This is a genomic window from Stenotrophomonas sp. 89682_Sma (genome assembly GCF_056481405.1).
In genome coordinates this window covers 2,543,668-2,567,451 of sequence record NZ_CM151147.1, presented here as the reverse complement: position 1 = coordinate 2,567,451, position 23,784 = coordinate 2,543,668, and the positions used below count along the sequence as shown (strand labels likewise).

Here is a 23,784-nt window from a genome sequence, read left to right as displayed (position 1 = left end):
GAGGATGACATGCACGGACCTGCGACGTTCCGCTCCAGTTCCATCTGCCTGGTGCTTGCCGCGCTGACGCTGTCCTGCATGCCGACGATGGCCGCGTCGCCTGCCGCCAAGCGACCATCGCCGCCTAGCCTGGTGCAGGCCTTTCACGCCGCCGAAGCCAACCTGCGGCTGATTCCCGGCGGCGACATTGAATCCGACTTCCGCCCGGTTTGGACGGCTGTTGCCGATCTCGATGGCGATGGCCGTGCCGAGGTCGTGTATTTCTACACGTCCGACTATTCCGGTGGCAGCTTCGCCCAAAGCAATGTTGTTGCGGTGATGACGGCGCTGACGGCAAACGATCCGCGTGGCCAGGAGAACCCGAACAGCCTGTCGCCGGTGGAAGCAGAGGACTATGCCGCCATCCGCAGGTATGGCTATGCTGACGACGCGGCTGAACAGATTCCAGGCGCCATCCGTGCCATCCGCATCCAGGGTGATCGCATCGTTGTCGATTTCACTGTCAGTGCCGGGGCGACGGTCTGCGAATGGAAGAGTCCGAACCGCCACGTCTGTCCGCCGGACGGAAACTACACATGGACGCTGCGTTGGACGCCGGGGAAGCTGGCCCGTATCAAGACGTAGCGCCAGGCAGCGCCGGGCGTATCCACCCGGCGCCTCTGGCCCCGTAGATCCACGCCAGGTGTGGATCGCGTCGTGCAACCTGCCTCAGGCCGGCTTCACCTGCTCGGGCTCGGCAACGTCCGGCAGCGACGGCAAGGTCGGGTCCACCGTCACCGGTACATCGCTCTTCAGCAGGGCGGCCGCCTCCTTGTCGCTGCCGACCGCCGGCGGTGAACCGCGCAGCGGCAGGCCGGCGGTTTCCTTCACGAACAGCATCGTCACCAATCCGATTACGGCCGCGCCCATCAGGTAGTAGGCCGGCACCAGCGGATCGCCGGTGCGCTCCACCAGCCACGCGGTCACCAGCGGCGTGGTGCCGCCAAACAGCGACACCGACACATTGAACGCGATCGACAACGCGCTGTAGCGCACCGGGGTGTAGAACAGCGCGGGTAGCGTGGACGGCATCGAGCTGGTGAAGCACACCAGCGCCAGGCCCAGCAGCATCAGGCCCATGAAGATCAACCCGTCGTTGCCGCTGCCGACCAGCAGCAGGCACGGAATCGCCAGCACCAGCAGTGCGATGCAGGCACCAATGATCATCGGTCGGCGGCCCAGCCGGTCACTGAACAACCCGCCGACGATGTTCAGCGGCATCATCACCAGCATCACGATGATGATCAGCAGCAGCCCCTTGCTCTCGGCATAGCCCATGGTGACGCTGAGGTAGCTGGGCATGTAGGTCAGCAGCATGTAGTCGGTGACGTTGAACACCAGCACCAGGCCCATGCATACCAGCAGCTGGCGGCCATGCACCTGGAACAGCGCGCCCAGCCCGGGACGATCGTGCTCGCGCTTCTCGGCTTCCTCGGCGAAGGCGCGGAAAGCCGGGGTTTCCTCCAGTTTCATGCGCATGTACAGGCCGAGCAGGCCCAGCGGACCGGCCACCAGGAAAGGAATGCGCCAGCCCCAGTCGAGCATCTGCCCGCTGCTCAACAGCATGTGCAGCGCGGTCACGGTACCGGCGCCGGCGATGTAGCCGCCCAGCGTGCCGAACTCCAGCCAGCTGCCCATGAGGCCGCGGTTGCGGTCGGTGGAATACTCGGCGATGAAGGTTGCCGCGCCGCCATATTCACCGCCGGTGGAAAAGCCCTGCACCACGCGCGCCAGCAGCAACAGCACCGGTGCCCAGATACCGATGCGCTCATACGAGGGAATCAGGCCGATGGAAAACGTGCCCAGTGCCATCAGGATCATGGTGAACGCCAGCACCTTCTGGCGGCCGTAGCGATCACCCAGCGGGCCGAACACCAGGCCACCCAGCGGCCGTACCAGGAACGCCACGGTGAAGGTCGCGAAGGCAGCGATCACCTGAGCGGTGGGATTGCTGGACGGGAAAAACACCTGGCCGATGGTGACGGCCAGATAGCCATAGACACCGAAATCGAACCACTCCATGGCATTGCCGAGCGCGGCAGCGCCGACGGCGCGCTTGAGCATGGGCTTGTCGACGACGGTGATCTCGTCCACTTTCAGGTGACGGCGGCGCTTGAACCAGCCGAAATGGGCATGTGCCTCGGGCGTGTCCTGCATGGGGGCTCCCTGGGAGGTTTGAAATGGAGAAAACGGCGGCATGCGTGGATGCACGCGCACGGCGTGGCACCGCCGTTTCGGCGGAAGCACGGCAACGGGATCACGACGGCCGCGCGGTCAGCGGCCGGGAATCACAGCGATGCGGGGGATGCAGGCGAAGTGCCTGCGGGCGTCATCCGCCAGGATCCAGCGCGAGGCGATGGATGGGCGGAGCAGGAACATGCGTGGCAAGCGAAGCGCCGGTCGGCAGTGCTTTCCACGTAACAGGTGCGCCCGTCACGTAGTGGGTCGTGTCGATCATCCGTTCATCATAACGGCACGCGCGTGAGCGTGCAGCGAAGCGCAGTTGTCTGCACGCTGTGTTCCATCATGCCTGTTCATCTGCAAAGCAATGATGACGTGCGTTGAACGGAATCTGGTCGTGCTGCTCACATGCCGCCCTCTACGTTGTGGGCGAACGCAACAGAGAAGGAGCATCGCATGACCCGTCGCATTCCCGAAGGTACGCTTGTGGTTGTCGCCGATGGCGGTTCGGCCCGTGTATTCACCAATGTCGGCAGCGATCACCAGCTGGCCTTGAAGCAGGAAGGCGAACTGCGCCTGCAGGACATCAGCGAGCAGGGTGTATCCGGGCAGGGGCCTGCGGGTGCAGTGCCGAAGGACATGTCGGTATCCCAGCTCAACGAGGCGACGTTCGCCAAGCAGGTGGCGGAACAGCTCAATGAGGATGCGTTGAAGAATCGCTATGCACACCTGGTGTTGATCGCTGATCCGACCACGCTGGGACGCATCCGTCCGCTGCTGCACAAGGAAACCCAGGCCCGCCTGCTGGGCGACATCGCCAAGGACCTGACCAACGCGCCCTTGGCGGACATCCAGAAGGCGCTGGCGGCGTAGCGCGGATGCCATTCATGCGCGATCACCTGTCGGCGGAGCCCGACCGCTTGGATGTGGAGGCGCAGGTCGGCTGGCTGCTTCTCGAGTTTGGCGCGCCCTGGTGTGGCCACTGCCAGGCCGCGCAGCCCGCGTTGCAGGCCTTTGTCGAAGCGAACGATCTGCCGCACTGGAAGATCGAGGATGGCAAGGGCAGGCCCCTGGGCCGAGCGTTCAAAGTGAAGCTGTGGCCGACGGTGGTGCTGCTGCACGATGGAGAAGAGGTCGCGCGGGTAGTGAGGCCGCTGGACAGCGCGGACCTCATGTCGTTGCAGGGCGCGCTTCCCGATTGAGGAGTGAACCGGGCGCGGCACGCGGGGCAGTCGCACTGCAGCATGCGGCGTGACAGGCCCGGTGCTAGCATCCGGCTATCACCTGAATCGATCCAAATGCCGATGCCCACGCTGGACCGTCGTCTCCTGATCGCTGTCGCCGCCACGGCGATGCTCGCTTCCGGCCTGGCTTCGGCCGCGCCTGCCAGAACCGCCGCCGACAAGGCCTACGCCTCGGTGGACCCGTTCATCGGCACCGGTGGGGAAGGTCACACCTATCCGGGTGCGACGGTACCGTTCGGCATGGTCCAGCTCAGCCCGGATACGCGTATCCAGCCGCGCGAGAAGGCCTACGGTTGGGCGGCCGGCTACCGCTACGACGACAGCAGCATCGTCGGCTTCTCGCATACCCATTTTTCCGGCACTGGCCATTCCGATCTGGGCGACATCCTGCTGATGCCGTTCACCGGCAGTTCCGGCTTGGAGCGTGGCGATCCCGAGAAGCCGCGCAGCGGCTATGCCTCGCGCTTCCGCCATGATGACGAGAAAGCGGAGCCGGGCTACTACGCGGTCACGTTGGACGATTACAAGGTGCGTGCCGAGCTGACCACCAGTACCCGCGTGGGCGTGCATCGCTATGCGTTCCCCAAGGGCACCGACGCCAAGGTGCTGCTGGACATGCGCACCAGCATGTACGACTACCCGGGCAAGGTGTTGTGGTCGCGGGTGCGGGTGCGTGCCGACGGCACGGTCACCGGCTTCCGCGAGACGCGCGGCTGGGCGCCGGGCCGCCAGCTGTATTTCGCGATGCGCTTCTCGCGCCCGCTGGCCGGGCATGAGCTGCACAACACCGAGCAGGACGTCGTCTACAAGGGCTTCCCGCCGCCGGGCGAGAAGGATCCGTCCCAGCGCGCACAGATCGAGGGCCGTCAGCTGGTCGGTACCTTCGCATTCGGCAAGCTGGATGCGCCGCTGGTGGTCAAGGTTGCCATCTCGCCGGTCAGCGAGGCCGGCGCCATTGCCAACCTCGATGCGGAAGTGGCCGACTTCGATTTCGACCGCGTGCGTGCGCAGGCGAAACAGGAATGGACGCAGGCGCTGTCGGTGCTCGATATCGATGCACCCGAGCACGCTCGCCGCAGCGCCTATACCGCGCTGTACCACACACTATTGGGGCCGACGCTGTTCATGGATGCCGATGGCCAGTATCGCGGTTCGGACAATGCCGTGCATAAGGCCGATGGTTTCACGAACTATTCGACGTTCTCGCTGTGGGATACCTACCGTGCGTTGCACCCGTTGCTGACCCTGGTGCAGCCGGAGAAGCGCAACAGCGACTTCGTCAATTCGATGTTGGCCCACCATGAGCACAGCCCCTACGGCATGCTGCCGGTGTGGTCGTTCCATGGCCTGGAAGACTGGTGCATGATCGGCTATCACGCCGTGCCGGTAATCGCCGACGCCTACGTGAAGGGCATTCGTGGCTTCGACGCCGACAAGGCATTGAAGGCGATGGTCGAGACCGCCAACTACGGCCCCTATGACGGTATCGCGCAGTACCGCGAGCTGGGCTACGTACCGATCGACGAGGAAGGTGAAGCGGCCAGCAAGACGCTGGAATACGCCTTTGATGACTGGACCATCGCACGCATGGCGCAGGCGATGGGCAAGGGCGATATCGCGGCGACCTTCGACAAGCGCGCGGCCAACTGGCGCAATGCGTTCGACAAGGACACCGGCTTCATGCGCGCACGCAAGCGCGACGGCAGTTTCCGCACCCCGTTCGATCCCAGCGCCAGCGGCTACGGCACCGACTACACCGAAGGCAACGCCTGGCAGTACTCCTGGTACGTGCCGCAGGACGTGGCCGGGCTGGCTGCAGTCCACGGGGGCAGCGACAAGCTGTTGGCGCGGTTGGACGATGTGTTCAACGCAAAGGTGGATCCATCGATCTTCGCGCACATGGAAGACATTACCGGCCTGATCGGCTGGTATGCGCACGGCAACGAGCCGAGCCACCACGTGGCCTATCTGTATTCGCACGCGGGACAGCCGTGGCGCACGCAGGCGCGCCTGAAGCAGATCATGGATACCCAGTACGCCGACCGGCCCGACGGCCTGGCCGGCAATGACGACGTGGGCCAGATGTCGGCGTGGTACGTGTTCACCGCGCTGGGTTTCTACCCGGTGGCGCCGGGCTCGGGCGAGTACATCCTCGGCCGCCCGTTCCTGCCGAAGACCGCGATGCGCCTTCCGAACGGCAAGACGTTCACCATCGTGGCCGACGGGCTGGATGACGCGCATACCTATGTAGGCAGCGTGAGCCTCAACGGCAAGCCGTTGCAGCGCACGTTCCTGCGCCACGACGAGATCCTGGCCGGTGGCGAGTTGCGTTTCACCATGCAGGCCGAGCCGAACAGGGACTGGCCGGGGCAGGGCGCGCAGGCGCCGTATTCGATGAGCCGATGACGCGCACTCGGTAGGTGCCGACCTTGGTCGGCACGCTTCACGGGTGACCAGGAACCTGTAGAGCCGAGCCCATGCTCGGCTCAGGCTTCGTGCCAGGAGCTGCCGAGCATGGGCTCGGCTCTACAAAGGCGGTTCAACAACGCTCATCGGAAGCGCAACCCCACCCGCGCGCCACCAATCGGGGCGGTATCAATCATCAGGGTCGCGTCATGCCGCTGCGCGATCTCGGCCACGATGGCCAGGCCCAAACCACAGCCGTCGCCTTCGCTGCTGGCGCGGTAGAAGCGTTCGGTGACGTGGCTTCGTTCGGCCGCGGGGATGCCGCGGCCATCATCGTCCACCCACACCTGCACACCGTGGGCATCCTGCCGCACACCCAGGGTAACTACGCCGGGCACGGCGCCGTAGCGCAGGGCGTTGTCCAGCAGATTGCCCAACGCCTCGCGCAGCAGCTGCGGATCACCCTGTACCTGCACGCCGTCATCCGGGCCGTCGTAGCCCAGGTCCGCGCCCGCGGCCAGCGCCCGGTCGGCATAGCGTTCGACCACGCTCCGGGCGAGTGCGGCCAGATCCACAGGCTGCAGTGACAGCGCGCTGCCCTGCGATTCCTCGGAGCGGCTGAGCAGCAGCAGTTGGTTGACCAGGTGCTGCAGCCGTGCCAGCCCGGCCAGCGTGCCGGACAACGCCAGTTGCTGCGCCTGCGGATCATGCTGGCGCAACGAGCTTTCAAGTTCCACCTGCATCGCCGCCAGGGGCGTGCGCAGCTGGTGCGCGGCATTGCTGACGAAACGCCGCTGCGCGGCCTGCATGGCGTCCAGGCGTTGCAGCAGCGCGTTGTAGGCCTCTACCGCCGGCCACAGTTCGCGCGGCGCTTCCTGCGCCGGTTCCAGGGGCGCAAGCGGATCCGGGCGCGGGCTGGCCAATCGCCGCGCGACCTGGTTGGCGTGCCGTGCGGCGGCGCCGGTGCCCGACCAGGCCAGCCATGCGGCCAGTGCCAGGATCGCGGTCTGGAACGGGATGCTGGTCATCAGCAGCTTGCGTTCCAGGCGATGGCGCTTGCGCAGCGTTTCGGCCACGCGCAGGCGGATGTCATGGCCTGGCCCGGCGCTGACCACCACTTCCACCATGCGCACCGCCTGGCCGCGCAGGCGTGCGTCGTAGTAGACCGCGTCGCTGCCCTCGGCGGCGACGGTTGGGCACGGCAGTGCCTCAGGCAGATCGCCATACAGGCGCCCGCCCGCGGCGTCGACCACCTCGCCATGCACTTCGTCGGCGGTGTCCCAGGTGAACATGCGCGAGACCGCCGGCGTGATCTCGATGGAAACCTGGTCGTCCTGCACCTTCACCAGCTCGGACAACGACATCGCCGAGTCCAGCAGCCAGCGGTCGTAGACCTGGCCGGCATAGAAGCGGGCCAGTGCGAACGAGCCGACCGCGCTGCACAGCATCAGTACCAGCAGCGGCAGCCACAGGCGACGCAGCAGCAGGCCGCGCAGGCTGTGCACGCGCTCAGTCACCGCCGGCCTCCAGGCGATACCCGAGGCCGCGCAGCATGCGGATGCCAACACCGGCGCGCGCCTGTTCCAGTTTGCGGCGCAGGCGGCTGACATGCACCTCGATCACCGACAGGCTGGCTTCGTGGTCCCAGCTGTACAACGCATCGAACAGGCGCTGCTTGGTGACAGTGCGACCGGGATGCTGCATCAGCGCCTCGACCAGCGCCAGCTCGCGCGCGGTCAGCTCGACGCGCTGGCCCTCCACCTGCACCTCGTTGCGGATGCTGTCGAAGCACAAGCGGCCGAGCCGCTTCTGTGCCGGCGCGTCGCTGCGCCGGCGTGACAACGCGCGCAGGCGGGCTTCCAGCTCACCCAGTGCGAACGGCTTGGCCAGGTAATCGTCGCCACCCCGGTCCAGCCCAAGGATGCGGTCCTCCACGCCGTCGCGTGCCGTCAGGATCAGCACCGGCAGGGTGACGCCATCGTTGCGCAGCCGTGAGAGCAGATCCAGGCCATCGACGTCGGGCAGCGAGAGGTCCAGCACCATCACGTCATACGGTGCGCTGGCCAACGCTGCGGGCGCGTGCAACCCACGCGAGAGGTGGTCGCATAGATGACCGGCGCCCTGCAGGGCGCGGATCAGTCCATCGGCCAGAGCGGCATCGTCTTCGATCAGCAGGATTCGCATTGCAAGCTTCGTGCAAGGTTGGGGCAAGTTTGGCGCAAGTGCGTCACCTTACCGTGACGCGCATGAACTTCTCCTCTTGTCTCGTGGCCGTACTCGCCACTCTTTGGTGCGCGCCCTCGGCTTCGGCGTTGTCCCTGCAGGAAGCACAGCGTGCAATGGAAGCACACAACCCGGACCTGCGTGCAGCGGCACTGGAGCTGCGCGGCGTGCAGGGCGATGCGCAGACGGCCGCGCTGCGGCCCGCAGCCGAGCTTTCGATCGGCAGCAGCAAGATCAGCCCCAAGCATGGCATCGGCCCCGGACGCTGGCAGGACAAACGGGTGGACAGCACACTGGGCCTGGGCTGGACCTGGGAACGCGGTGGCAAGCGCGCACTGCGCGTCCGCCAAGCCGATGCGCTGTTGGAGGTGGCCGGGCTGGAGATGCTGGATACCCAGCGCCGACAGCAGGTGGCGCTGCATGAAGCCTACTTCGGCCTGAAGGGCGCACAGGAGCGGGCGCAGATTGCCGAGGCCAACCGCCAGAGTTCGGCCGAACAGATGGCCGCTGCCGACAAGCAGGTCGCAACCGGAGCGATGGCGCCGGTGGATCGTGCGCGGCTGGCGGTGGACGACCTTGCCGTAGCCGACGCGGCGCGCGAGGCGGCGCTGGATCTGCGCGATGCGCGGCACACGCTGGGCCTGTTGCTCGGCCGCGATGACAGCGGCGAGCTGAGTGCCGATGACGCGTGGCCGGACGCCGCCGGTGTGGCCGGTATGCGGACATTCGATCCGCAGCAGCGCGCCGATCTGCGCGCGGCGCGTTCGCGCCTGGCCGCCGCCGATGCCGGCGTGGCGCTGGCTCGCAGCGAGCGCCACCGCGATATCCAGCTGGGCGTGGAGGCGGAGCGGGAACCGACCGATATCAACGGTGTCACCTGGGGCGTGTCGTTGACCATTCCACTCGGCGGCCCATCGCGTGCGCGCGGTGCCATCCAACGTGCCGAAGCCGACCGTGACAGCGCGGCGCTTGAGCTGCAGGTGCGGCAGCGCGAAGCGCGCGCCGAGCTGGACCAGTTGCTGGCCAGCGCGCAGGCCGCCACGCAGCGCCGCACCCAGTATGAAGGCCTGCACGCCGACGCCGCGCGCAAGGCGGTGGAGGGCATCGAGCTGGCGTACCGCCGTGGCGCCGCCAGCCTGACCGACCTGCTGGATGCGCGCCGTAGCTGGCGCGACTTCGAGGGCGCGCTGATCGAAGCACGCGCAGACCATGCCATTGCCCTGGCGCGCTGGGAAGCGGCCACATCCGTTGCTGAAGGAGCATCCCGATGAAGTCCACTGTCGCCCATCGCCTGCGGGCGCGACATGCCGTGCTGCCGCCGTTGCTGGCGCTGGCCCTGCTCAGCGGCTGTGGTCGTGAGCCGGCCTCGTACACCGAGGATGCGCCGCAGGTCAGTGGCGGGCAGATCCAGTTCCCGGCCGACAGCCGCCAGCTGGATGTGCTGCGCAGCGAGGCCGTGACCGCCGGTGCGAGCGCCAGCCTGCAGCTGCCGGGCCGGGTGGTCTGGGATGAAACCCGCTCCAGTGCACTGCGTACGCCGCTGCCGGGGCAGGTGGCGCGGATCGAGGCGCAGCCGGGGCAGCAGGTGAAGGCCGGCCAGGTCATCGCCTGGATCACCTCGCCGGAATTCGGCCAGGCCCAGGCCGAAGGCGTGCGTGGTCGCGCCGAACTGCAGCAGGCGCGCAAGGAGCTGGACCGTACCCGTGAACTGCATGCCGCAGGCGTGGCCTCGGGCCGTGAGCTGGATGAAGCCGAGGCGAACTTCGCTGGCAGCCAGGCTGATCATGCACGCGCGACCGCGTTCGCCAGGGCCTACGGCAATGGCCAGCGCGTCGACCAGCGCCTGCCGCTGCGCGCCCCCATTGATGGCGTGCTGGTGGAGCGGCGGATGAGCCCGGGCATGACGGTCAGTCCGGACAGTGAGCAGCCGTTGGCGGTGATCGGTGACCCGGATCGCCTGTGGCTGCTGCTGGACATTCCCGAAAGCCTGGCCGGGCGCCTGAAGGCCGGCATGCAGGTGAGCGTGCCCGGCGCCGACGGCACGCACCTGCAGGCCACGCTGCAGCATGTGGACGACTTCGTCGACAGCGAACGCCGCGTGGTGCAGGCACGCGCCGAACTGGACAACCGGGCTCGCGCATTCAAGGCCGGCCAGTACGTGCGTGCGCAGGTGGCGTTGCCGGCCGAGGGCGGCGTATCGCTTCCGGATGCGGCGGTGCTGCTGATCGACGGCAAGCAGGTGGTGTTCGTGGAGGAAGGCAAGGGCCGCTTCGTGCGCCACGCGGTGCACGCTGAAGAACTGGGTGACGGCCGCCTGTGGGTGCGTGAGGGTCTGGCGGCGGGCAGCAGGGTGGTCATCGAGGGTGGCCTGCTGCTGCAGCAACTGGTCGACAGCGCACCAGCCGCCGGCAGCGGCACGGGGCACGCCGCCCCATGATCGATCGCCTGATTGCCTATTGCCTGCGCCAGCCGCTGATGGTGATGCTGGCGTTGCTGCTGTTCATCGGCGCTGGCATTGCCGCGTTCCGCGTGCTGCCGGTGGAGGCCTTCCCGGATGTGTCCGACACCCAGGTGACGGTGGTGTCGCTGCACCCCGGCCGTGCCGCCGAGGAGGTGGAACGCGAGGTGACGATGCCGCTGGAAGTGGCACTGTCCGGTATTCCGCATTCGGTGCGGGTGTTCTCGCACACCCAGTTCGGCCTGTCGATGATCATCCTGACCTTCGACGACAAGGCCGATGACTATTTCGCGCGGCAGCAGGTGCTGGAGCGCCTGCAGGGCGTGGAGCTGCCGGAAGGGGTGACCCCGGAACTGGAGGCGATGAGCTCGGCGGTAGGTGAGATCTACCGTTATGTGCTGAAAGGCCCGCATCTGACGCCAACTCAGCTGCGCACCGTGCAGGAATGGACGATGGAACGCAGCCTGCGCACCGTGCCGGGCGTGGCCGATGTGATCAGTTTCGGCGGCTTTGCGCGCACCTTCCAGGTAAAGCCGGACCTGGACAAGCTGCGTGACCGTGGCATCAGTCTGGGTGAGTTCGCCGAGGCGCTGGAAAAGGGCAGTTCGAACGCGGGCGGTGGCTATGTTGAACGGGGCCAGCAGCAGTTCCTGATCCGCGGGGTGGGCCTGATGCGTTCGCCGGCCGACATTGGCAACGTGGTGGTGGGACAGCGCAGTGGTACGCCGATCCTGGTGCGCGACCTGGCCGGCATCGCCGATACCGGCCTGCCTCGGCAGGGCCTGGTCGGCCAGGACGACAATGACGATGCGGTGTTCGGCATGGTGCTGATGCGCAAGGGCGAGAACCCGTCCGACGTGCTCGATGCTCTGCATGCGCGCATCACCGAGATTGAAGCGAACCAGCTGCCGGCCGGGGTCAGCATCGAGCCGTTCTACGACCGCTCGTGGCTGGTCTCGACCACGCTGAAGACCGTGTTCCGCAACCTGCTGGAAGGCGCGGTGCTGGTGTTTCTGGTGTTGTGGCTGTTCCTGTACAACGCCCGAGCCGCGCTGATCGTGGCGGCGATGATGCCGCTGGCGCTGCTGTCGACCTTCCTCGGCCTGCATCTGTGGGGCGTGCCGGCCAACCTGCTCTCGCTGGGGGCAATGGACTTCGGCATCATCATCGATGGCGCGGTGATCGTGACCGAGCACATCGTTTCGCGACTATCGAAACTGCCGCCCAACGCCGACAGGAAGACACGCTTCTCGACCATCCTGTCGGCAGCATCCGAAGTGGGGCGGCCGACGTTCTTCTCGATGCTGATCATCATCGCCGCGCATATCCCGATCTTCACCCTGCAGCGCCAGGAAGGCCGCATGTTCGCGCCTATGGCGTACTCGGTGACCTCGGCCCTGATCGGTGCGCTGATCCTGGCGCTGACCGTGGTGCCGCTGTTCTGCTACTGGTGGCTGCGGCGCGACCGCATGCGCGATGGCAATCCGCTGATGGACCGCCTGACCGGCTGGTACAAGCCGATCCTGGAGCGCGCACTGGCCCGCCCGCGTGCGGTGGTGCTGACCGCAGTCGCGCTGCTGGTCGGCACGCTGGCGCTGGGCACCCGCCTGGGTTCGGAGTTTCTGCCCGAGCTGGACGAAGGCTCGATCTGGCTGACCGCCACGCTCGACCCCAGCACCAGCCTGGCCGAAGCGCAGCAGCAGTCGCGGCGCATCCGCGAGCTGGTCGGCACCTTCCCGCAGGTGTCGACGGTGGTGGCCAAGCTGGGGCGTCCGGAGGATGGCTCCGATGCCAAGGGCGCCAACCAGATTGAAGCGCTGGTGGCGTTGAAGCCGGAGAAGGAGTGGCCGAAGGGCGTGGACAAGCGGCAGCTGGTGAGCGACCTGCAGCGCACCCTGGAGCAGCGGATTCCGGGCCCGGAGTTCTCGATCTCGCAGCCGGTACGCGACAACATCCTTGAGAGCATCTCGCAGATCAAGGGCCAGGTGGTGATCAAGGTGAGTGGCTCGGACCTGGACGTGCTCAACCAGCAGGCGCAGGCGATCCTGGGCCAGGTACGTGGCGTGGAGGGTGTGGAGAGTGCCTTCATCGACCGTGACGGTTCATTGCCGCAGCTGCAGATCGACATCGATCGCGACCGTGCTGCGCGCTATGGCTTGAACGTGCGCGACATCGACGAGGTGATCGAGACCGCACTGGGCGGGCGCCAGGTCGGTGAACTGTGGGAAGGTGACCGCAAGTTCCCGATCACGCTGCGCCTGGACGACGCCGACCGTGACCTGCAACAGTTGCGCACGGTCCCGGTCGGCATCGGCGATGGCCACACGGTGACACTGTCCGACGTGGCCGACTTCCGCATGGCCAGCGGTGCGATCAACATCTCGCGAGAGAACGCGCAGCGGGTGAAGGCGGTGAGCATCTTCATCGCCGGCCGTGACATGGGCAGCGTGGTGGCCGACATGCGTAAGCGCGTGGACGCCAACGTGCAGCTGCCGGACGGTTACCGGCTGGAGTGGTCTGGCGAGTTCGAGAACCAGCAGCGTGCGATGAAGCGGCTGGGCTGGGTGATTCCGCTGTCGGTGCTGATCATCTTCGTGCTGCTGTTCGATGCCTTCAAGGACATCAGCAGCGCCGCGCTGATCCTGGCCAACGTGCCACTTGCGATGATCGGGGGCATCCTCGCCCTGTGGTTGACCGGCATCCCGCTGTCGGTGTCAGCGGCGATCGGTTTCATTGCGTTGTTCGGGCAGGCAGTGTTGAACGGAGTGGTGATGCTCAGCCGCTTCGCCCAGCTGCGCGAGCAGGGCATGGACTTGCTGCAGTCGGTGGTGCAGGGCTCGCTGCAGCGCCTGCGCACGGTGCTGATGACCGCACTGCTGGCGATGTTCGGCCTGCTGCCGATGGCGACTTCGCACGCGATCGGTGCCGAGACCCAGAAACCGCTGGCGGTGGTGGTGATCGGCGGCCTGCTGTCGGCGATGTTGCTGACCCTGCTGGTGTTGCCGACACTCTATTACTGGGTGCACCGCCGCCGCGAGGCCGGTACCGCCTGACCACACTGTAGAGCCGAGCCCATGCTCGGCTGCTCGTGGCGCGAAGACCAGAAGCAGCCGAGCATGGGCTCGGCTCTACAGCAGCGCTGCGTCACCACGCCGCGCCCTGCCAGGCGATCATCATCGGTACGATCAGCAAGCCCAGACAGCTGACGCACAGCACTGTCGTGGTGATGTGGCAGAACCAGAAAAGGCCCGGCGTTTCAGTGCGCCATACTTTCCTGCCTCGGTTGACGCCCCAGATCGTAAAGCCATCGGCGATGCCCCCGAGGAAGAAGGAAACGGTGGCCAGCGCCCACAGCACCCAGATCAGCGCCATAGCCAGATTGCGAACATCGCCCGGCAGCCAGGTCCATAGCCCCAGGGTCGCCAGAGCCAACAAGCCTCCCAGCAGGAGGGTGATCATCCATGACCAGTACCAGATGCCCGGCTTTCCCATGCGCGTGCTCCCCGTCCGTTCGATCGAGGATAGCCAGAGAGGGCGCCCTTGCACCATCCCGCCGTTGGCGCGCAGCACCTGGCCGTTGATCCAGGTGTAGCGCCGAGCCCATGCTCGGCGGCTCTTCGTGGGGAGGCCGGAAGCAGCCGAGCATGGGCTCGGCTCTACAGGGGCCCTACGTGCTGCGTGGATACGATGGGCTGCCACGGGTTCCCAGGTAGATCCACGCCATGCGTGGATGCCCTCCGCGCGATCTAGACCATCCCGCCGTTGGCGCGCAGCACCTGGCCGTTGATCCACCCGCCATCGGTGCTGGCCAGGAATCCGACCGCGCCGGCGATGTCCTCGGGCGTACCCAGCCGCTCCAGGGGATTCAGCTTGGCCAACCGTTCGATCAGCTCCGGCGATTTGCCTTCCAGGAACAGGTCGGTGGCGGTGGGTCCCGGTGCCACTGCGTTCACGGTGATGTTGCGCCCGCGCAGCTCCTTGCTGAGGATCGCGCCCATCGTCTCCACCGCCGCCTTGCTGGCTGCGTACACGCTGTAGTTCTCCAGCCTGATGCCGACCACGCTGGTTGAGAGGGTGATCAGGCGGCCATCGTCGCGCACCCGTCGCGCGCTTTCGCGCAGCACGTTGAAGGCGCCCTTGAGGTTGATGCCGATCACCCGCTCGAACAGGGCGTCGTCGGTGTCGGCCAACGGCGCCAGCTGCAATACGCCGGCGCTGTTGACCACCACGTCGATGCCGCCGAAACGGGCCTCGATGGCGTTGAACAGCTGGTGGACCGCCTGCGGATCGGCCACATCGGCCTGCAGCGCGATGGCCTGCGCGCCGGCTGCGTTGAGTTCGGCCGCCAAGGCTTCGGCGTCGTCGCGGCGGCCCGCATAGTTGATCGCGACCGCGTGGCCATCGGCGGCCAGGCGGCGGGAGATGGCCGCGCCGATGCCACGGGAGCCGCCGGTGACCAGAGCGACAGAGCGGGCGGGGGAGAGGGTCATGGTGGCTTCCACTGGGGCGCGCCGAAGTGGCGCAAGGCCATCTTCGCGACATTGTCCTTTCGGATAATCCTGCATAATCCGCCAACATCATCCGGATATCCGAATAATGGACCGCTTCACGGCCATGCGCGCCTTCGTCCGTATCGTCGAGCGTCGCAGCTTCACCCAGGCCTCCGAGGACCTCGGCCTGCCGCGGGCCACAGTGACCGACGCGATCAAGGCGCTGGAACAGCGGCTGGGCGTGCGCCTGTTGCACCGGACCACGCGGGTGGTGGTGCCGACGCTGGAAGGTGAGGCCTTCTATGGCCGTTGCCTGCGCCTGATCGCCGATATGGACGACGCTGAAGCCGCGTTCCGTGACGTACCCCCGCGCGGCCCGCTGCGAATCGAGGTGCATGGCACGCTGGGCCGGCACCTGCTGTTTCCGCACCTGCCGGACTTCCTGCAGCGCTACCCGGAGGTCGAGCTGGAGGTCAGCGAAGGCGACCGCTATGTCGACCTGCTGCGCGAAGGCGTGGATGCGGCGTTACGGGTGGGGACGCTGGTCGACAGCGATCTGGCGGCGCGCCGGTTGACGATGCTGCGCGAGGTCACGGTGGCCGCGCCGGACTATGTGCAGGCGCACGGCCTGCCCGATACCATCGAATCGCTGGAGGAAGGCCATCAGATGATCGGCTACCGCTCCAGCGCCACCGGCCAGCTGATTCCGCTGGAGTTCCAGCAGGGTGGGCAGGTGCGCTACGTGCCGCTGCCTGCGCGGGTGCGTGTTTCCGGTGCGGATGCGTTCCTCGGCGCCGCGCTGGCGGGCCTGGGCATCATCCAGGCACCGCGCTACCGGATGGACCCGTATATCGCGCGCGGGCAGCTGATTGAGCTGTTGCCGGAGGTGCCCCCGACGCCGAGCCCGTTGAGCCTGGTCTACCCGCGCAACCGCACGCCGTCGCCACGGTTGCGGGTGTTCATCGACTGGGTGGCTGGGGTGTTCGACCAGACCGGGGTTGCCGGCCAGCGGCCGGCACTACCGAAGCGGCGCTCCTGAAACGCCGTGACGGAATGGCTGTGTGGGGGTAGTGCCGGCCGCTGGCCGGCAACTGCAATGCGCTTGATGTACCAAAGGTGCCGGCCGGCGGCCGGCACTACCGGGCTGAGGCGGCCGGCAGCACCAGCTCGAACACGGTGCCGGTGTCATCCGAAACAACACTCACGTTGCCGCCGTGCGCCTGTGCAATCGCGCGGGTGATCGCCAGGCCCAGTCCGGCACCTTCGTGGCGGCCACGCTCGCCGCGGTAGAAGCGGTCAAACAGGCGCGGCAGCGCTTCGGCGGCAATCGGTGTGCCGAGGTTGTGCACGCTCACCCTGCACAGGCCATCGGCCTCGATCAACCGTACCTGCACTTCGCTGCCCATGGCTGCGTGCTTCAACGCATTTGAGAGCAGGTTGGCAATGGCCCGGTGCAGCATCAAGCGGTTGCCCTCGACGCATGCGGTGCCTTCGCGACGCAGGGCCAACTGCTGGTCATCGGCCAGCAGTTCGTAGAACTCCAGCAGTGAATCGACCACGGCATCCAGCGCCACCCGCTCGCTCGAGGGCAGGGCGCCCGGTGCCTCGGCCTGGGCCAGGTACAGCAGGTCACCCACGGTCTGTGCCAGCTGCTGCAGTTCCTCGGCACACGACGCCAGTGTCTCGCGGTAGGCCTCGTTGCTTCGCGGATGCGCGAGCACCACCTGCACCTGGGTCAGCATGTTGGTGATGGGCGTGCGCAGCTCGTGGGCGAGATCACCGGAGAACTCGGTCAGCCGCGCGAAATCCTGCTGCAACCGCGCGAGCATGCCATTGAGGGTCTGTGCCAGCTGTTCCAGTTCGGCCGGAGCACTGCGTGCACTCAGTCGGCGCTGCAGCCGGCCGGCGGTGATCTGCCGGGCCTCATCGGCCAGCGTACGCAGCGGCCGTAGCGTGCGCCGCACCACATAACCGCCGAGCAGGCTGCTGGCCACGGCGGCGCCAATGATCGCGATCGCCAGCAGGTGGCGGAAGCGCTGCAGGAAGTCGGCGTGGCGGGCATCGTCGATGGCCAGCAGGATGACCAGCTGGCTGCCGTCGGCAAGGGTCTGGCGCAGGTGCAGGGCATGCATGCAGCGGCCATCGGCGAGGATCCAGTCGTGCCGCCGTGGCCCGGTGTCGATGGGCTGGCTGCGTGCGTGCTCGCGCAGCAGTGCCGGCGCGGTGGAGAACAGCACGGTGCCGCGGTCATCGGCGATGTGGAAGGCGATATCGGGATGGTGGCCGAGTGCCTCTGCCAGCCGCTGCCCGCGTGCGGATGCAGGTCCATTGCCGGCCAGGTCGCGGATGAGCGCGACCTTGTTCTCCAGTTCGACGAAGTCCTGCGCCACCAGATCGTGCCGGGCGCTGAGATAGATCGCCACGCCCAATGCAGCCAGCACGAGCGTGGCCACGGTGGCGAACAGCAGCGTCAGCCGTACCGCGATGGAACGGCGCAGGCTCATCCGTTGCCCGCCGCGCCGTCGTCCGGCGCCTCCAGCACATAGCCCATGCCGCGCACGGTGACGATCAGCTTGGCATCGAAGTCATCGTCGATCTTCGCGCGCAGGCGGCGGATCGCCACGTCGATCACGTTGGTGTCGCTGTCGAAGTTCATGTCCCACACCTGCGAGGCGATCAGTGAGCGCGGCAGCACTTCGCCCTGGCGACGCGCCAGCAGCTCCAGCAGGGTGTATTCCTTCTGGCTGAGGGGGATGCGCTGGCCACCGCGTTCGACCCGGCGGCGCAGCGTGTCCACCACCAGGTCGGCGATGACGATGCGCTCGGCCTGGGGCTGCGTCTGGCCACGACGCAGCAGGGTGCGCACGCGCGCCAGCAGCTCGGCGAAGGCGAACGGCTTGGCCAGGTAATCGTCGGCGCCCAGCTCCAGGCCCTGCACGCGGTCGGCGATGCTGCTGCGCGCGGTCAGGAACAGCACCGGCACCTGCCAGCCCGCCTCACGAAGCCGCGAGAGCACGTTCCAGCCATCCAGGCCGGGCAGCATCACGTCCAGGATGACCAGCTGGTACTCGCCACTGCCGGCCAGGTGCAGCCCGTCGATGCCGTTGCAGGCGAGGTCGACCACGTAGCCGGCCTCGATCAGGCCCTGGCGCAGGTAGTTGCCGGTCTTGGGTTCGTCTTCGACGATCAGCAGTTTCATGGTGCGCCCATCATCGCAGCTTGGGCACGCGCCGGTGGCGCCGGTTCATGCCAGCGGATCCAGCGTACCGAGGATCGCGACGCAGGCCAGCACCAATACCGCCAGCAACGATTCGCAGGCCAGGCTGTAGCGCAGGGAACGCAGCGGCCGTGGTTGCCAGCCGCCACGGATGGAAACCGCCAGTGCCGGTACCAGCCGCCAGCGATGCAGGGCCGCCAGCCCCAGCATGCCGCCCACCAGGACCAGCTTGAGCAGCAGCCAGCGCCCGTGCGAAGTACCGGTGAGGGTCTGCACCGAGCCACCGAGATCGATGTAGGTATAGGTGCCGGTCATTGCCAGCGCGGCGACGATGATGGTGCCGGGCAGGGCGAAGCCGTGGGCGGCCTGCCACAGCTCGCGGGTGCGTTCGCGCAGGCGCACGCCCTGCGGTCGCAGCGCCAGCTGCAGAATGGCGGCGATCGCGCCGACCCAGGCACCGGCGGCCAACAGGTGCACGATGCCGGCCACCAGCCGCATCGTGCCACCGAACCCATCGCCCGCAGCGGCATGCCCGTTCCAGGACAGGCTGACCAACGCCATGCCGGACAATGCGAGCAGGGCCAGGCGGCGCAGGCCCCGCAGCGGCGTGGCGGATGCCAGCAGGGGCAGCATCGCCAACAGCGCCACGGTACGCAGCAGACCGGCTTCACCCACTGGCGTGCCGGTGAGGAACCAGTGTGCCGTTGCAGTATCGATGTCGGCCGGCGCGATGCCGAGCACACCGGACAAGCGGGTGATGGCATCGGTGACCACCAGCAACAGGGCGATCAGGGCCAGCGCCAGCAAGACGCCGCGCGGCAGCTCGGGGCGGACGAACAGCATCCGCCCGAACAGCAGCATCAGCACCAGGTACAGCGCCAGCCGCAGCGCATACGGCGAGAGCTCGGCCACGACGGCAGCCTTACTTCACGGTGAAGCGGTAGTTGCCGGTGATCGGGTGGCTGTCCTGGCCGACCGCGCGCCATTGCAGTGCGTAACTGCCGGCGGGCAGCGGCTTGGCGAAGCGCGCACGCAGCGTGTGGCGATCTTCGGAGAGGTCCTGCGCGGTGGTGGGCATGGCCATCTTCATGCGGCCATGGTCCATGCTCAGTTCGATGCGGGTGGCACGCGGCATCACCTTCTCACTGAACTGCAGCGTGATCTCGGTCGCCGGGGCTATGGTGGCGTCGGCGGCCGGCGTCGAGCGCACCAGGCTGGGATGGGCCAGGGCCAGCGGCGCAACCGCGAGGCCGGACACGAGGACAACAAGGGCGAAGGAGCGTAGCAGGGGACGGGCCATGCGTGGGACACCTGTGGAAGACGTGGCCCACAGGGTGGAGGGCAGCGCCTTTCGCTGCCCTGACCCCTACATTACCGATCTGTAATGTTTCCTCTGCCGGCCGCTGGCCGGCATCACAGCGCTGCCAGGGGCCCCTGCATGCGATGGAAACTGCCATCGGTGGCGGTGAACCAGGCCAGCGAACGCCCGCCCACGAAATCGTCGACATGCACGACCGTAGCGCCATCGGCTTCCTGCCACGAAATGGCATAGACCCCGTCGCTGATCCGCTGCCACTCACAGGCGGCTTCGCCCTGCGCACCGGCATAGGCGCCGGAGACGATGGCGTACTGCACGTGGCGGCCATCGGCGCTGTAGACATTGTCGGCGGCCAGGCCGTCATAGCTGGCGCGGAAGCGGCGGCCGGCGAACACGGGAAGGTCAGCCGCGATGTTCATCGGATCGCCACCGGGTTGATGTTGACCTGGGTCGAGCCGACATACAGCGGTTGGCCGAGCACAAACAGGAATTCCCAGGCCTTGTCGCGCACCAGCGCGCGGCTGTCGATCAGCTCCAGGTTGTAGATGCCGCGCTTGGCCAGCATGTACTGGTTGATCGGGAACTCCTCGGCACCGTTCGGGTTAGGGTAGACCTCCGAGGCCCAGGTGTCGCCACCGAAAGCGACGATGCCCTGATCGGCCAGCCACTTCGCCGCCTCCATACCAATGCCCGGTTCCACTTCCAGGAACTGTTTGTCGTCCTTGCCGATCAGTTCCAGCCAGCCGGTGTTGAACAGCACCACGTCGCCCTTGCGCAGGTTCAGGCCCTGCTTCTTCAGCACGGCCTGGATGTCGGCCACGGTGAACTCGGTACCGCCGGGCACGATCGCCTTGCCGTAGTACGCGGTCATGTCCAGCACGACGCCGCGGGTGACCATCGGCGGCACCTTCTCGACGCCGAGCTTGCGCACGCCGTCCACGGTGACGAAGTCGGCGGCCTTGTTGCCGTTGTAGTAGACGTTGTCGATGCCGATATGGCCGATGCCGTTGAGCTGGGTGCCAACGCCGGTCCAGGCGTTCACCAGTTCATCGTTGAAGGTGAACTTGTTGGGGCCCAGCGACGTGCCCGCCTGCTGGCCGACCTGCACGTTGTACAGGCGGAAGCTGCGGTGGCGGAACGCGGGCAGGTTCTTGTCCACCGGCACCGCCAGCGGATAGGTCTTGCCGGTCCTGACCAGCGAGACCGCGTGCTTGACCACATCCGCAGTCAGCAGGTTGGCCGCGCCGATCTCGTCGTTGGCGCCGTAGGCAGAAGGGTACCAGTCCCCGGCGGTGGCCTGGAAGGACAGCGGCAGGGTGGCCAGCGCAAGCGCGGCCAGGGTCTTCATCTTCATGGCAAAGCTCCGGTAACTGTCAGGCCGTCGCGGTGGCGCCGGCATGGGCCGGGAAGTGCGGCAGCACGTACTCGGCGATTTCGTGGAAGGTCTCGGCCAACGGCCGTTCGTTGCGGCGGAACTGCAGGCCGATGTGGTCGACACCGGCCGCCTGCATGGCGTGCAGCTCGGCCAGCAGGGCGTTGCGGCCGCCGCGCAGGCCGAAGCGCCAACGCTGCAGGGGGGCATCGGCATCGGCCATGAGGTCCAGGTGGATGAAGCTGGCATACGGCTTGTTGCCGGCCACGGCGCGCCAGGCCGCCACGCGTTGTACATGGTCCTGCGGCGTGCCCGGGTAGGCCAGGCAGCCATCCATGTGCTGGCCGATCCACGCCGGTTGCTGCTGGGCCAGGCCGGCCACGAACAGCGGCAGGGCCGGGCCATCCGCAGGCAGCACGTCCAAGCCCTGCGGCAGGTGCGCGGCGGCGCCTTCGCGCAGCAGTGCGATCTGCTCGCGGAAGCGGGTGCCCCGGGTGTCGAAATCGCGGCCGAACAGCGGGTACTCCACCGGGCGGTCGCCACTGGCCACGCCCAGCAGCAGGCGGTCGCCGCTGAGCCGCTGCACGCTGCGCGCCGACTTCAGGGTCAGCAACGGCTCACGGATCGGCAGCACCACCGCACCGGTACCCAGCAGGATGTTCTCGGTGATGCCGGCCAGGTAGCCGAGGTAACTGAATACCTCGAACACCTGCGCCGCATCGCCGAAGGCCGGGTCGTACACCGGTACGTCGCGCACCCACAGCGCTCGGAAGCCGAGGCGGTCGGCCAACCGTGCCAGCTCCGCATGGCGCTGCAGGTCCGGTTCGCCGGGCAGGCGTCGCGCGGCGCGTCGTGCCTGTTCGCCCTGCGGCGTCCAGTCATTGTCCAGCGGTGCTTCGATGCCGATGCTGAAACCACCGGCCTGCAACCGGGTCATCGCACTGCCCATGGCGTGGCGGCTCAGTCCCAGACCGGGGCCAGGCCCGGCGGATCGACTTCGCGGCCGTTGCGGTCAAGCGCAGCGATCGCGGCCATGTCATCGGCATCCAGGTGCAGGTCCTGGGCGAGCAGGTTGCTGGCCAGGTTCTCGCGCTTGGTCGAGGACGGGATGACCGAGTAACCCCGCTGCAGCGCCCACGCCAGCGCGACCTGGGCCACGGTGGCCTGGTGCTTGTCGGCGATGGCGGCCAGCACCGGATCCTTCAGCACCTTGCCGTAGGCCAGGGTCATGTAGGAGGTCACGGTGATGCCGTGGTCCTGCAGGAAGGCGGTCAGTGCCGGGTTCTGCAGATAGGGGCTCAGTTCGATCTGGTTGGTGGCGATCTCGCCGGCGCCGACCACCTCGATGGCCTGCCGGGTCAGCTCGATGTTGAAGTTGGACACGCCGATCTGGCGGGTCAGGCCCAGTGCCTTGGCTTCGGCCAGCGCGGTCATGTACTCGCGCAGCTCAACACCATTGCCCGGCGCAGGCCAGTGGATCAGCAGCAGGTCCACATGGTCGGTGCGCAGCTTGGCCAGGCTGTCGCGCAGGCTCGGGATCAGCTTGTCGGCGGCGTAGTTGTCCACCCAGATCTTGGTGGTCAGGAACAGCTGGTCGCGCGGGACGCCGGATTCGGCGATGGCCTGGCCGACTTCGGCTTCGTTGCCATAGATCTGCGCGGTATCGACTGCACGGTAGCCGACCTCAAGGGCGTTGCGCACCGAGTCGATGACGGTCTGGCCGGTCAGGCGGAAGGTGCCGACGCCAAAGGAAGGAACGCTCATGATGGACTCCAGGGACTTCGTTGAGAGCCGGTGGGCTCGGGACAGGGCGAAGTGTGGGCGCTTTACATTTGTTGATTAAGCTGTGTATACGGGAAACGCTTTTGCGCCGAGGTAAAAAATGAAAACCACCCTGGATGAGCTGAAGGCCTTCGTGGCCGTGGTCGACAGTGGTTCGATCACGGCGGCGGCCGAGGCGCTGGAACTGACCATCTCCGCCACCAGCCGCACCCTGGCGCGGCTGGAAGACAAGCTGCAGACCACGCTGCTGCGGCGGACCACGCGGCGGCTGGAGCTGACCGAGGAAGGCGCGGCGTTCCTGGAGTACGCGCGCACGATCCTGGCCACGGTGGACGAGGCCGAGGAACAGATGGCCGCGCGGCGGCTGCAGCCGGTGGGGCGCCTGCGCGTGGATGCGGCCACGCCGTTCATGCTGCACGTGATCGTGCCGTTGCTGGAGGGGTTCCGTGAGCGCTACCCGCAGGTGGAGCTGGAGCTGAATTCCAATGAGGGCATCACCGACCTGATCGAGAAGCGCACCGACGTGGCGTTCCGCATCGGTGTGCTGCGCGACTCGACCCTGCATGCGCGGCCGATCGGCCACAGCCGCATCCGCGTGGTGGCCAGCCCCGAGTATCTGCACCGCCACGGCACGCCCACGCGGGTGCAGCAGCTGCGCGAGCACGACCTCCTGGGCTTCACCCAGCCCAGTTCATTGAACGAATGGCCGCTGCGGGATGCCGATGGTGGGCCTTTCGTGATCGAGCCGGCCATCGCTTCATCCAGTGGCGAGACACTGCGGCAGATGGCGGTGGCCGGGCTGGGCATTGCCTGCCTGTCTGATTTCCTGACCCGCCAGGACCGGCGTGAAGGTCGTCTGGTGCAGTTGTTCGCCAAGCAGACGCAGGAAGTGCGGCAGCCGATCAACGCGGTGTACTACCGCAACACCGCGCTGGCTGCACGCATCACCTGTTTCGTCGACCACGTGACGCAGAGGCTGGGGCAGCGTCCATTCGACGAATAGAGGTCGGTAGAGCCGGGCGCTGGCCGGCTGCCGGAAGTGCATCAGTAGATC

At 67.1% G+C, this 23,784-nt stretch carries 22 protein-coding genes; 9 read left to right on the top strand and 13 right to left on the bottom strand.

Annotated elements, in window-relative coordinates; genetic code table 11:
- Window positions 1-9: 9 nt before the first annotated feature.
- The gene (locus ACZK29_RS11870; protein ID WP_111203603.1) at window positions 10-624 is read left to right on the top strand and encodes a hypothetical protein; all 615 of its coding nucleotides are present in this window, start codon (window positions 10-12) and stop codon (window positions 622-624) included.
- 84 nt (window positions 625-708) lie between these two features.
- Here the strand turns inward: ACZK29_RS11870 and proP are convergent, their stop codons facing one another.
- A complete protein-coding gene (gene proP / locus ACZK29_RS11865) occupies window positions 709-2,196 on the bottom strand; it encodes a glycine betaine/L-proline transporter ProP (protein ID WP_111203604.1) in 1,488 nt (495 codons plus the stop codon).
- A 480-nt stretch (window positions 2,197-2,676) separates the two neighbouring features.
- Between proP and ACZK29_RS11860 the strand changes: the two genes are divergently transcribed.
- From ACZK29_RS11860 to ACZK29_RS11850, 3 genes are all read left to right on the top strand, one after another.
- The gene (locus ACZK29_RS11860; protein WP_005409854.1) at window positions 2,677-3,093 is read left to right on the top strand and encodes a host attachment family protein; all 417 of its coding nucleotides are present in this window, start codon (window positions 2,677-2,679) and stop codon (window positions 3,091-3,093) included.
- Window positions 3,094-3,098: 5 nt separating this feature from the next.
- Window positions 3,099-3,422, top strand: a complete 324-nt coding sequence (locus ACZK29_RS11855) for a thioredoxin family protein (protein WP_049469714.1) — start codon at window positions 3,099-3,101, stop codon at window positions 3,420-3,422.
- A gap of 96 nt (window positions 3,423-3,518) precedes the next feature.
- Window positions 3,519-5,870, top strand: a complete 2,352-nt coding sequence (locus ACZK29_RS11850) for a GH92 family glycosyl hydrolase (protein ID WP_111203605.1) — start codon at window positions 3,519-3,521, stop codon at window positions 5,868-5,870.
- Between the two features lie 143 nt (window positions 5,871-6,013).
- Here the strand turns inward: ACZK29_RS11850 and ACZK29_RS11845 are convergent, their stop codons facing one another.
- Together ACZK29_RS11845 and ACZK29_RS11840 are read right to left on the bottom strand one after the other, a co-directional pair.
- Window positions 6,014-7,387, bottom strand: a complete 1,374-nt coding sequence (locus ACZK29_RS11845; protein WP_478446045.1) for a sensor histidine kinase — start codon at window positions 7,385-7,387, stop codon at window positions 6,014-6,016.
- Window positions 7,380-8,054 carry a response regulator gene (locus tag ACZK29_RS11840; RefSeq protein ID WP_111203607.1) on the bottom strand — a complete coding sequence of 225 codons (675 nt, stop codon included), beginning with the start codon at window positions 8,052-8,054 and terminating at the stop codon, window positions 7,380-7,382. Before ACZK29_RS11840 ends, ACZK29_RS11845 begins: the two co-directional genes overlap by 8 nt.
- Before the next feature lie 62 nt (window positions 8,055-8,116).
- Between ACZK29_RS11840 and ACZK29_RS11835 the strand changes: the two genes are divergently transcribed.
- The 3 genes from ACZK29_RS11835 to ACZK29_RS11825 are packed head-to-tail and all read left to right on the top strand — an operon-like array spanning window position 8,117 to window position 13,604.
- Window positions 8,117-9,364, top strand: a complete 1,248-nt coding sequence (locus tag ACZK29_RS11835) for a TolC family protein (protein ID WP_478446044.1) — start codon at window positions 8,117-8,119, stop codon at window positions 9,362-9,364.
- Entirely contained in the window at window positions 9,361-10,530 is a 1,170-nt protein-coding gene (locus tag ACZK29_RS11830) for an efflux RND transporter periplasmic adaptor subunit (RefSeq protein WP_478446043.1), read from the top strand. The genes ACZK29_RS11835 and ACZK29_RS11830 overlap by 4 nt, the downstream gene beginning before the upstream one ends.
- A complete protein-coding gene (locus ACZK29_RS11825) occupies window positions 10,527-13,604 on the top strand; it encodes an efflux RND transporter permease subunit (RefSeq protein ID WP_111203610.1) in 3,078 nt (1,025 codons plus the stop codon). Before ACZK29_RS11830 ends, ACZK29_RS11825 begins: the two co-directional genes overlap by 4 nt.
- A gap of 91 nt (window positions 13,605-13,695) precedes the next feature.
- Here the strand turns inward: ACZK29_RS11825 and ACZK29_RS11820 are convergent, their stop codons facing one another.
- Window positions 13,696-14,010: a hypothetical protein gene (locus ACZK29_RS11820; RefSeq protein WP_164146377.1), complete on the bottom strand. Its 315-nt coding sequence runs from the start codon at window positions 14,008-14,010 to the stop codon at window positions 13,696-13,698.
- A gap of 287 nt (window positions 14,011-14,297) precedes the next feature.
- Window positions 14,298-15,041: an SDR family oxidoreductase gene (locus ACZK29_RS11815; RefSeq protein WP_459046855.1), complete on the bottom strand. Its 744-nt coding sequence runs from the start codon at window positions 15,039-15,041 to the stop codon at window positions 14,298-14,300.
- A 106-nt stretch (window positions 15,042-15,147) separates the two neighbouring features.
- Here ACZK29_RS11815 and ACZK29_RS11810 point away from each other — a divergent pair, with 106 nt between their 5' ends.
- Window positions 15,148-16,080 (top strand): LysR family transcriptional regulator, encoded by a 933-nt coding sequence (locus tag ACZK29_RS11810; RefSeq protein ID WP_164146376.1) that lies wholly within the window; start codon window positions 15,148-15,150, stop codon window positions 16,078-16,080.
- A gap of 97 nt (window positions 16,081-16,177) precedes the next feature.
- On the opposite strand, the gene ACZK29_RS11805 is transcribed toward ACZK29_RS11810, so the two are convergent.
- The 8 genes from ACZK29_RS11805 to dkgB all read right to left on the bottom strand — a co-directional run bounded on the left by ACZK29_RS11805 (window position 16,178) and on the right by dkgB (window position 22,712).
- Window positions 16,178-17,545 carry a heavy metal sensor histidine kinase gene (locus tag ACZK29_RS11805; RefSeq protein ID WP_459046853.1) on the bottom strand — a complete coding sequence of 456 codons (1,368 nt, stop codon included), beginning with the start codon at window positions 17,543-17,545 and terminating at the stop codon, window positions 16,178-16,180.
- A complete protein-coding gene (locus ACZK29_RS11800) occupies window positions 17,542-18,240 on the bottom strand; it encodes a heavy metal response regulator transcription factor (RefSeq protein ID WP_111203615.1) in 699 nt (232 codons plus the stop codon). The genes ACZK29_RS11805 and ACZK29_RS11800 overlap by 4 nt, the downstream gene beginning before the upstream one ends.
- A gap of 45 nt (window positions 18,241-18,285) precedes the next feature.
- Entirely contained in the window at window positions 18,286-19,170 is an 885-nt protein-coding gene (gene copD / locus ACZK29_RS11795; protein ID WP_478446042.1) for a copper homeostasis membrane protein CopD, read from the bottom strand.
- A gap of 10 nt (window positions 19,171-19,180) precedes the next feature.
- Window positions 19,181-19,558 carry a copper homeostasis periplasmic binding protein CopC gene (copC, locus tag ACZK29_RS11790; RefSeq protein ID WP_478446041.1) on the bottom strand — a complete coding sequence of 126 codons (378 nt, stop codon included), beginning with the start codon at window positions 19,556-19,558 and terminating at the stop codon, window positions 19,181-19,183.
- 113 nt (window positions 19,559-19,671) lie between these two features.
- Window positions 19,672-19,995, bottom strand: coding sequence for a MoaF-related domain-containing protein (locus ACZK29_RS11785; protein ID WP_478446040.1), 324 nt, complete (start codon window positions 19,993-19,995; stop codon window positions 19,672-19,674).
- Window positions 19,992-20,930 (bottom strand): cyclase family protein, encoded by a 939-nt coding sequence (locus ACZK29_RS11780; RefSeq protein ID WP_478446039.1) that lies wholly within the window; start codon window positions 20,928-20,930, stop codon window positions 19,992-19,994. The genes ACZK29_RS11785 and ACZK29_RS11780 overlap by 4 nt, the downstream gene beginning before the upstream one ends.
- A gap of 19 nt (window positions 20,931-20,949) precedes the next feature.
- A complete protein-coding gene (locus ACZK29_RS11775; RefSeq protein ID WP_459046849.1) occupies window positions 20,950-21,897 on the bottom strand; it encodes a TIGR03571 family LLM class oxidoreductase in 948 nt (315 codons plus the stop codon).
- Window positions 21,898-21,908: 11 nt separating this feature from the next.
- A complete protein-coding gene (dkgB, locus tag ACZK29_RS11770; RefSeq protein ID WP_164146371.1) occupies window positions 21,909-22,712 on the bottom strand; it encodes a 2,5-didehydrogluconate reductase DkgB in 804 nt (267 codons plus the stop codon).
- Window positions 22,713-22,830: 118 nt separating this feature from the next.
- On the opposite strand from dkgB, the gene ACZK29_RS11765 reads away from it, so the two are divergent.
- A complete protein-coding gene (locus tag ACZK29_RS11765; RefSeq protein WP_478446038.1) occupies window positions 22,831-23,733 on the top strand; it encodes a LysR substrate-binding domain-containing protein in 903 nt (300 codons plus the stop codon).
- Window positions 23,734-23,784: the final 51 nt, after the last annotated feature.

Bases quoted from the DNA above. Each gene is read 5' to 3' on its own strand.
- ACZK29_RS11820 (WP_164146377.1), bottom strand. From the start codon at position 14,010: ATGATCACCCTCCTGCTGGGAGGCTTGTTGGCTCTGGCGACCCTGGGG.
- dkgB (WP_164146371.1), bottom strand. From the start codon at position 22,712: ATGAGCGTTCCTTCCTTTGGCGTCGGCACCTTCCGCCTGACCGGCCAG.
- ACZK29_RS11855 (WP_049469714.1), top strand. From the start codon at position 3,099: ATGCCATTCATGCGCGATCACCTGTCGGCGGAGCCCGACCGCTTGGAT.
- ACZK29_RS11805 (WP_459046853.1), bottom strand. From the start codon at position 17,545: ATGAGCCTGCGCCGTTCCATCGCGGTACGGCTGACGCTGCTGTTCGCC.
- ACZK29_RS11870 (WP_111203603.1), top strand. From the start codon at position 10: ATGCACGGACCTGCGACGTTCCGCTCCAGTTCCATCTGCCTGGTGCTT.
- ACZK29_RS11825 (WP_111203610.1), top strand. From the start codon at position 10,527: ATGATCGATCGCCTGATTGCCTATTGCCTGCGCCAGCCGCTGATGGTG.
- ACZK29_RS11780 (WP_478446039.1), bottom strand. From the start codon at position 20,930: ATGAAGATGAAGACCCTGGCCGCGCTTGCGCTGGCCACCCTGCCGCTG.
- ACZK29_RS11850 (WP_111203605.1), top strand. From the start codon at position 3,519: ATGCCGATGCCCACGCTGGACCGTCGTCTCCTGATCGCTGTCGCCGCC.
- ACZK29_RS11765 (WP_478446038.1), top strand. From the start codon at position 22,831: ATGAAAACCACCCTGGATGAGCTGAAGGCCTTCGTGGCCGTGGTCGAC.
- ACZK29_RS11815 (WP_459046855.1), bottom strand. From the start codon at position 15,041: ATGACCCTCTCCCCCGCCCGCTCTGTCGCTCTGGTCACCGGCGGCTCC.
- ACZK29_RS11830 (WP_478446043.1), top strand. From the start codon at position 9,361: ATGAAGTCCACTGTCGCCCATCGCCTGCGGGCGCGACATGCCGTGCTG.
- ACZK29_RS11775 (WP_459046849.1), bottom strand. From the start codon at position 21,897: ATGGGCAGTGCGATGACCCGGTTGCAGGCCGGTGGTTTCAGCATCGGC.
- ACZK29_RS11860 (WP_005409854.1), top strand. From the start codon at position 2,677: ATGACCCGTCGCATTCCCGAAGGTACGCTTGTGGTTGTCGCCGATGGC.
- ACZK29_RS11800 (WP_111203615.1), bottom strand. From the start codon at position 18,240: ATGAAACTGCTGATCGTCGAAGACGAACCCAAGACCGGCAACTACCTG.
- ACZK29_RS11785 (WP_478446040.1), bottom strand. From the start codon at position 19,995: ATGAACATCGCGGCTGACCTTCCCGTGTTCGCCGGCCGCCGCTTCCGC.
- ACZK29_RS11835 (WP_478446044.1), top strand. From the start codon at position 8,117: ATGAACTTCTCCTCTTGTCTCGTGGCCGTACTCGCCACTCTTTGGTGC.
- copC (WP_478446041.1), bottom strand. From the start codon at position 19,558: ATGGCCCGTCCCCTGCTACGCTCCTTCGCCCTTGTTGTCCTCGTGTCC.
- ACZK29_RS11840 (WP_111203607.1), bottom strand. From the start codon at position 8,054: ATGCGAATCCTGCTGATCGAAGACGATGCCGCTCTGGCCGATGGACTG.
- proP (WP_111203604.1), bottom strand. From the start codon at position 2,196: ATGCAGGACACGCCCGAGGCACATGCCCATTTCGGCTGGTTCAAGCGC.
- ACZK29_RS11810 (WP_164146376.1), top strand. From the start codon at position 15,148: ATGGACCGCTTCACGGCCATGCGCGCCTTCGTCCGTATCGTCGAGCGT.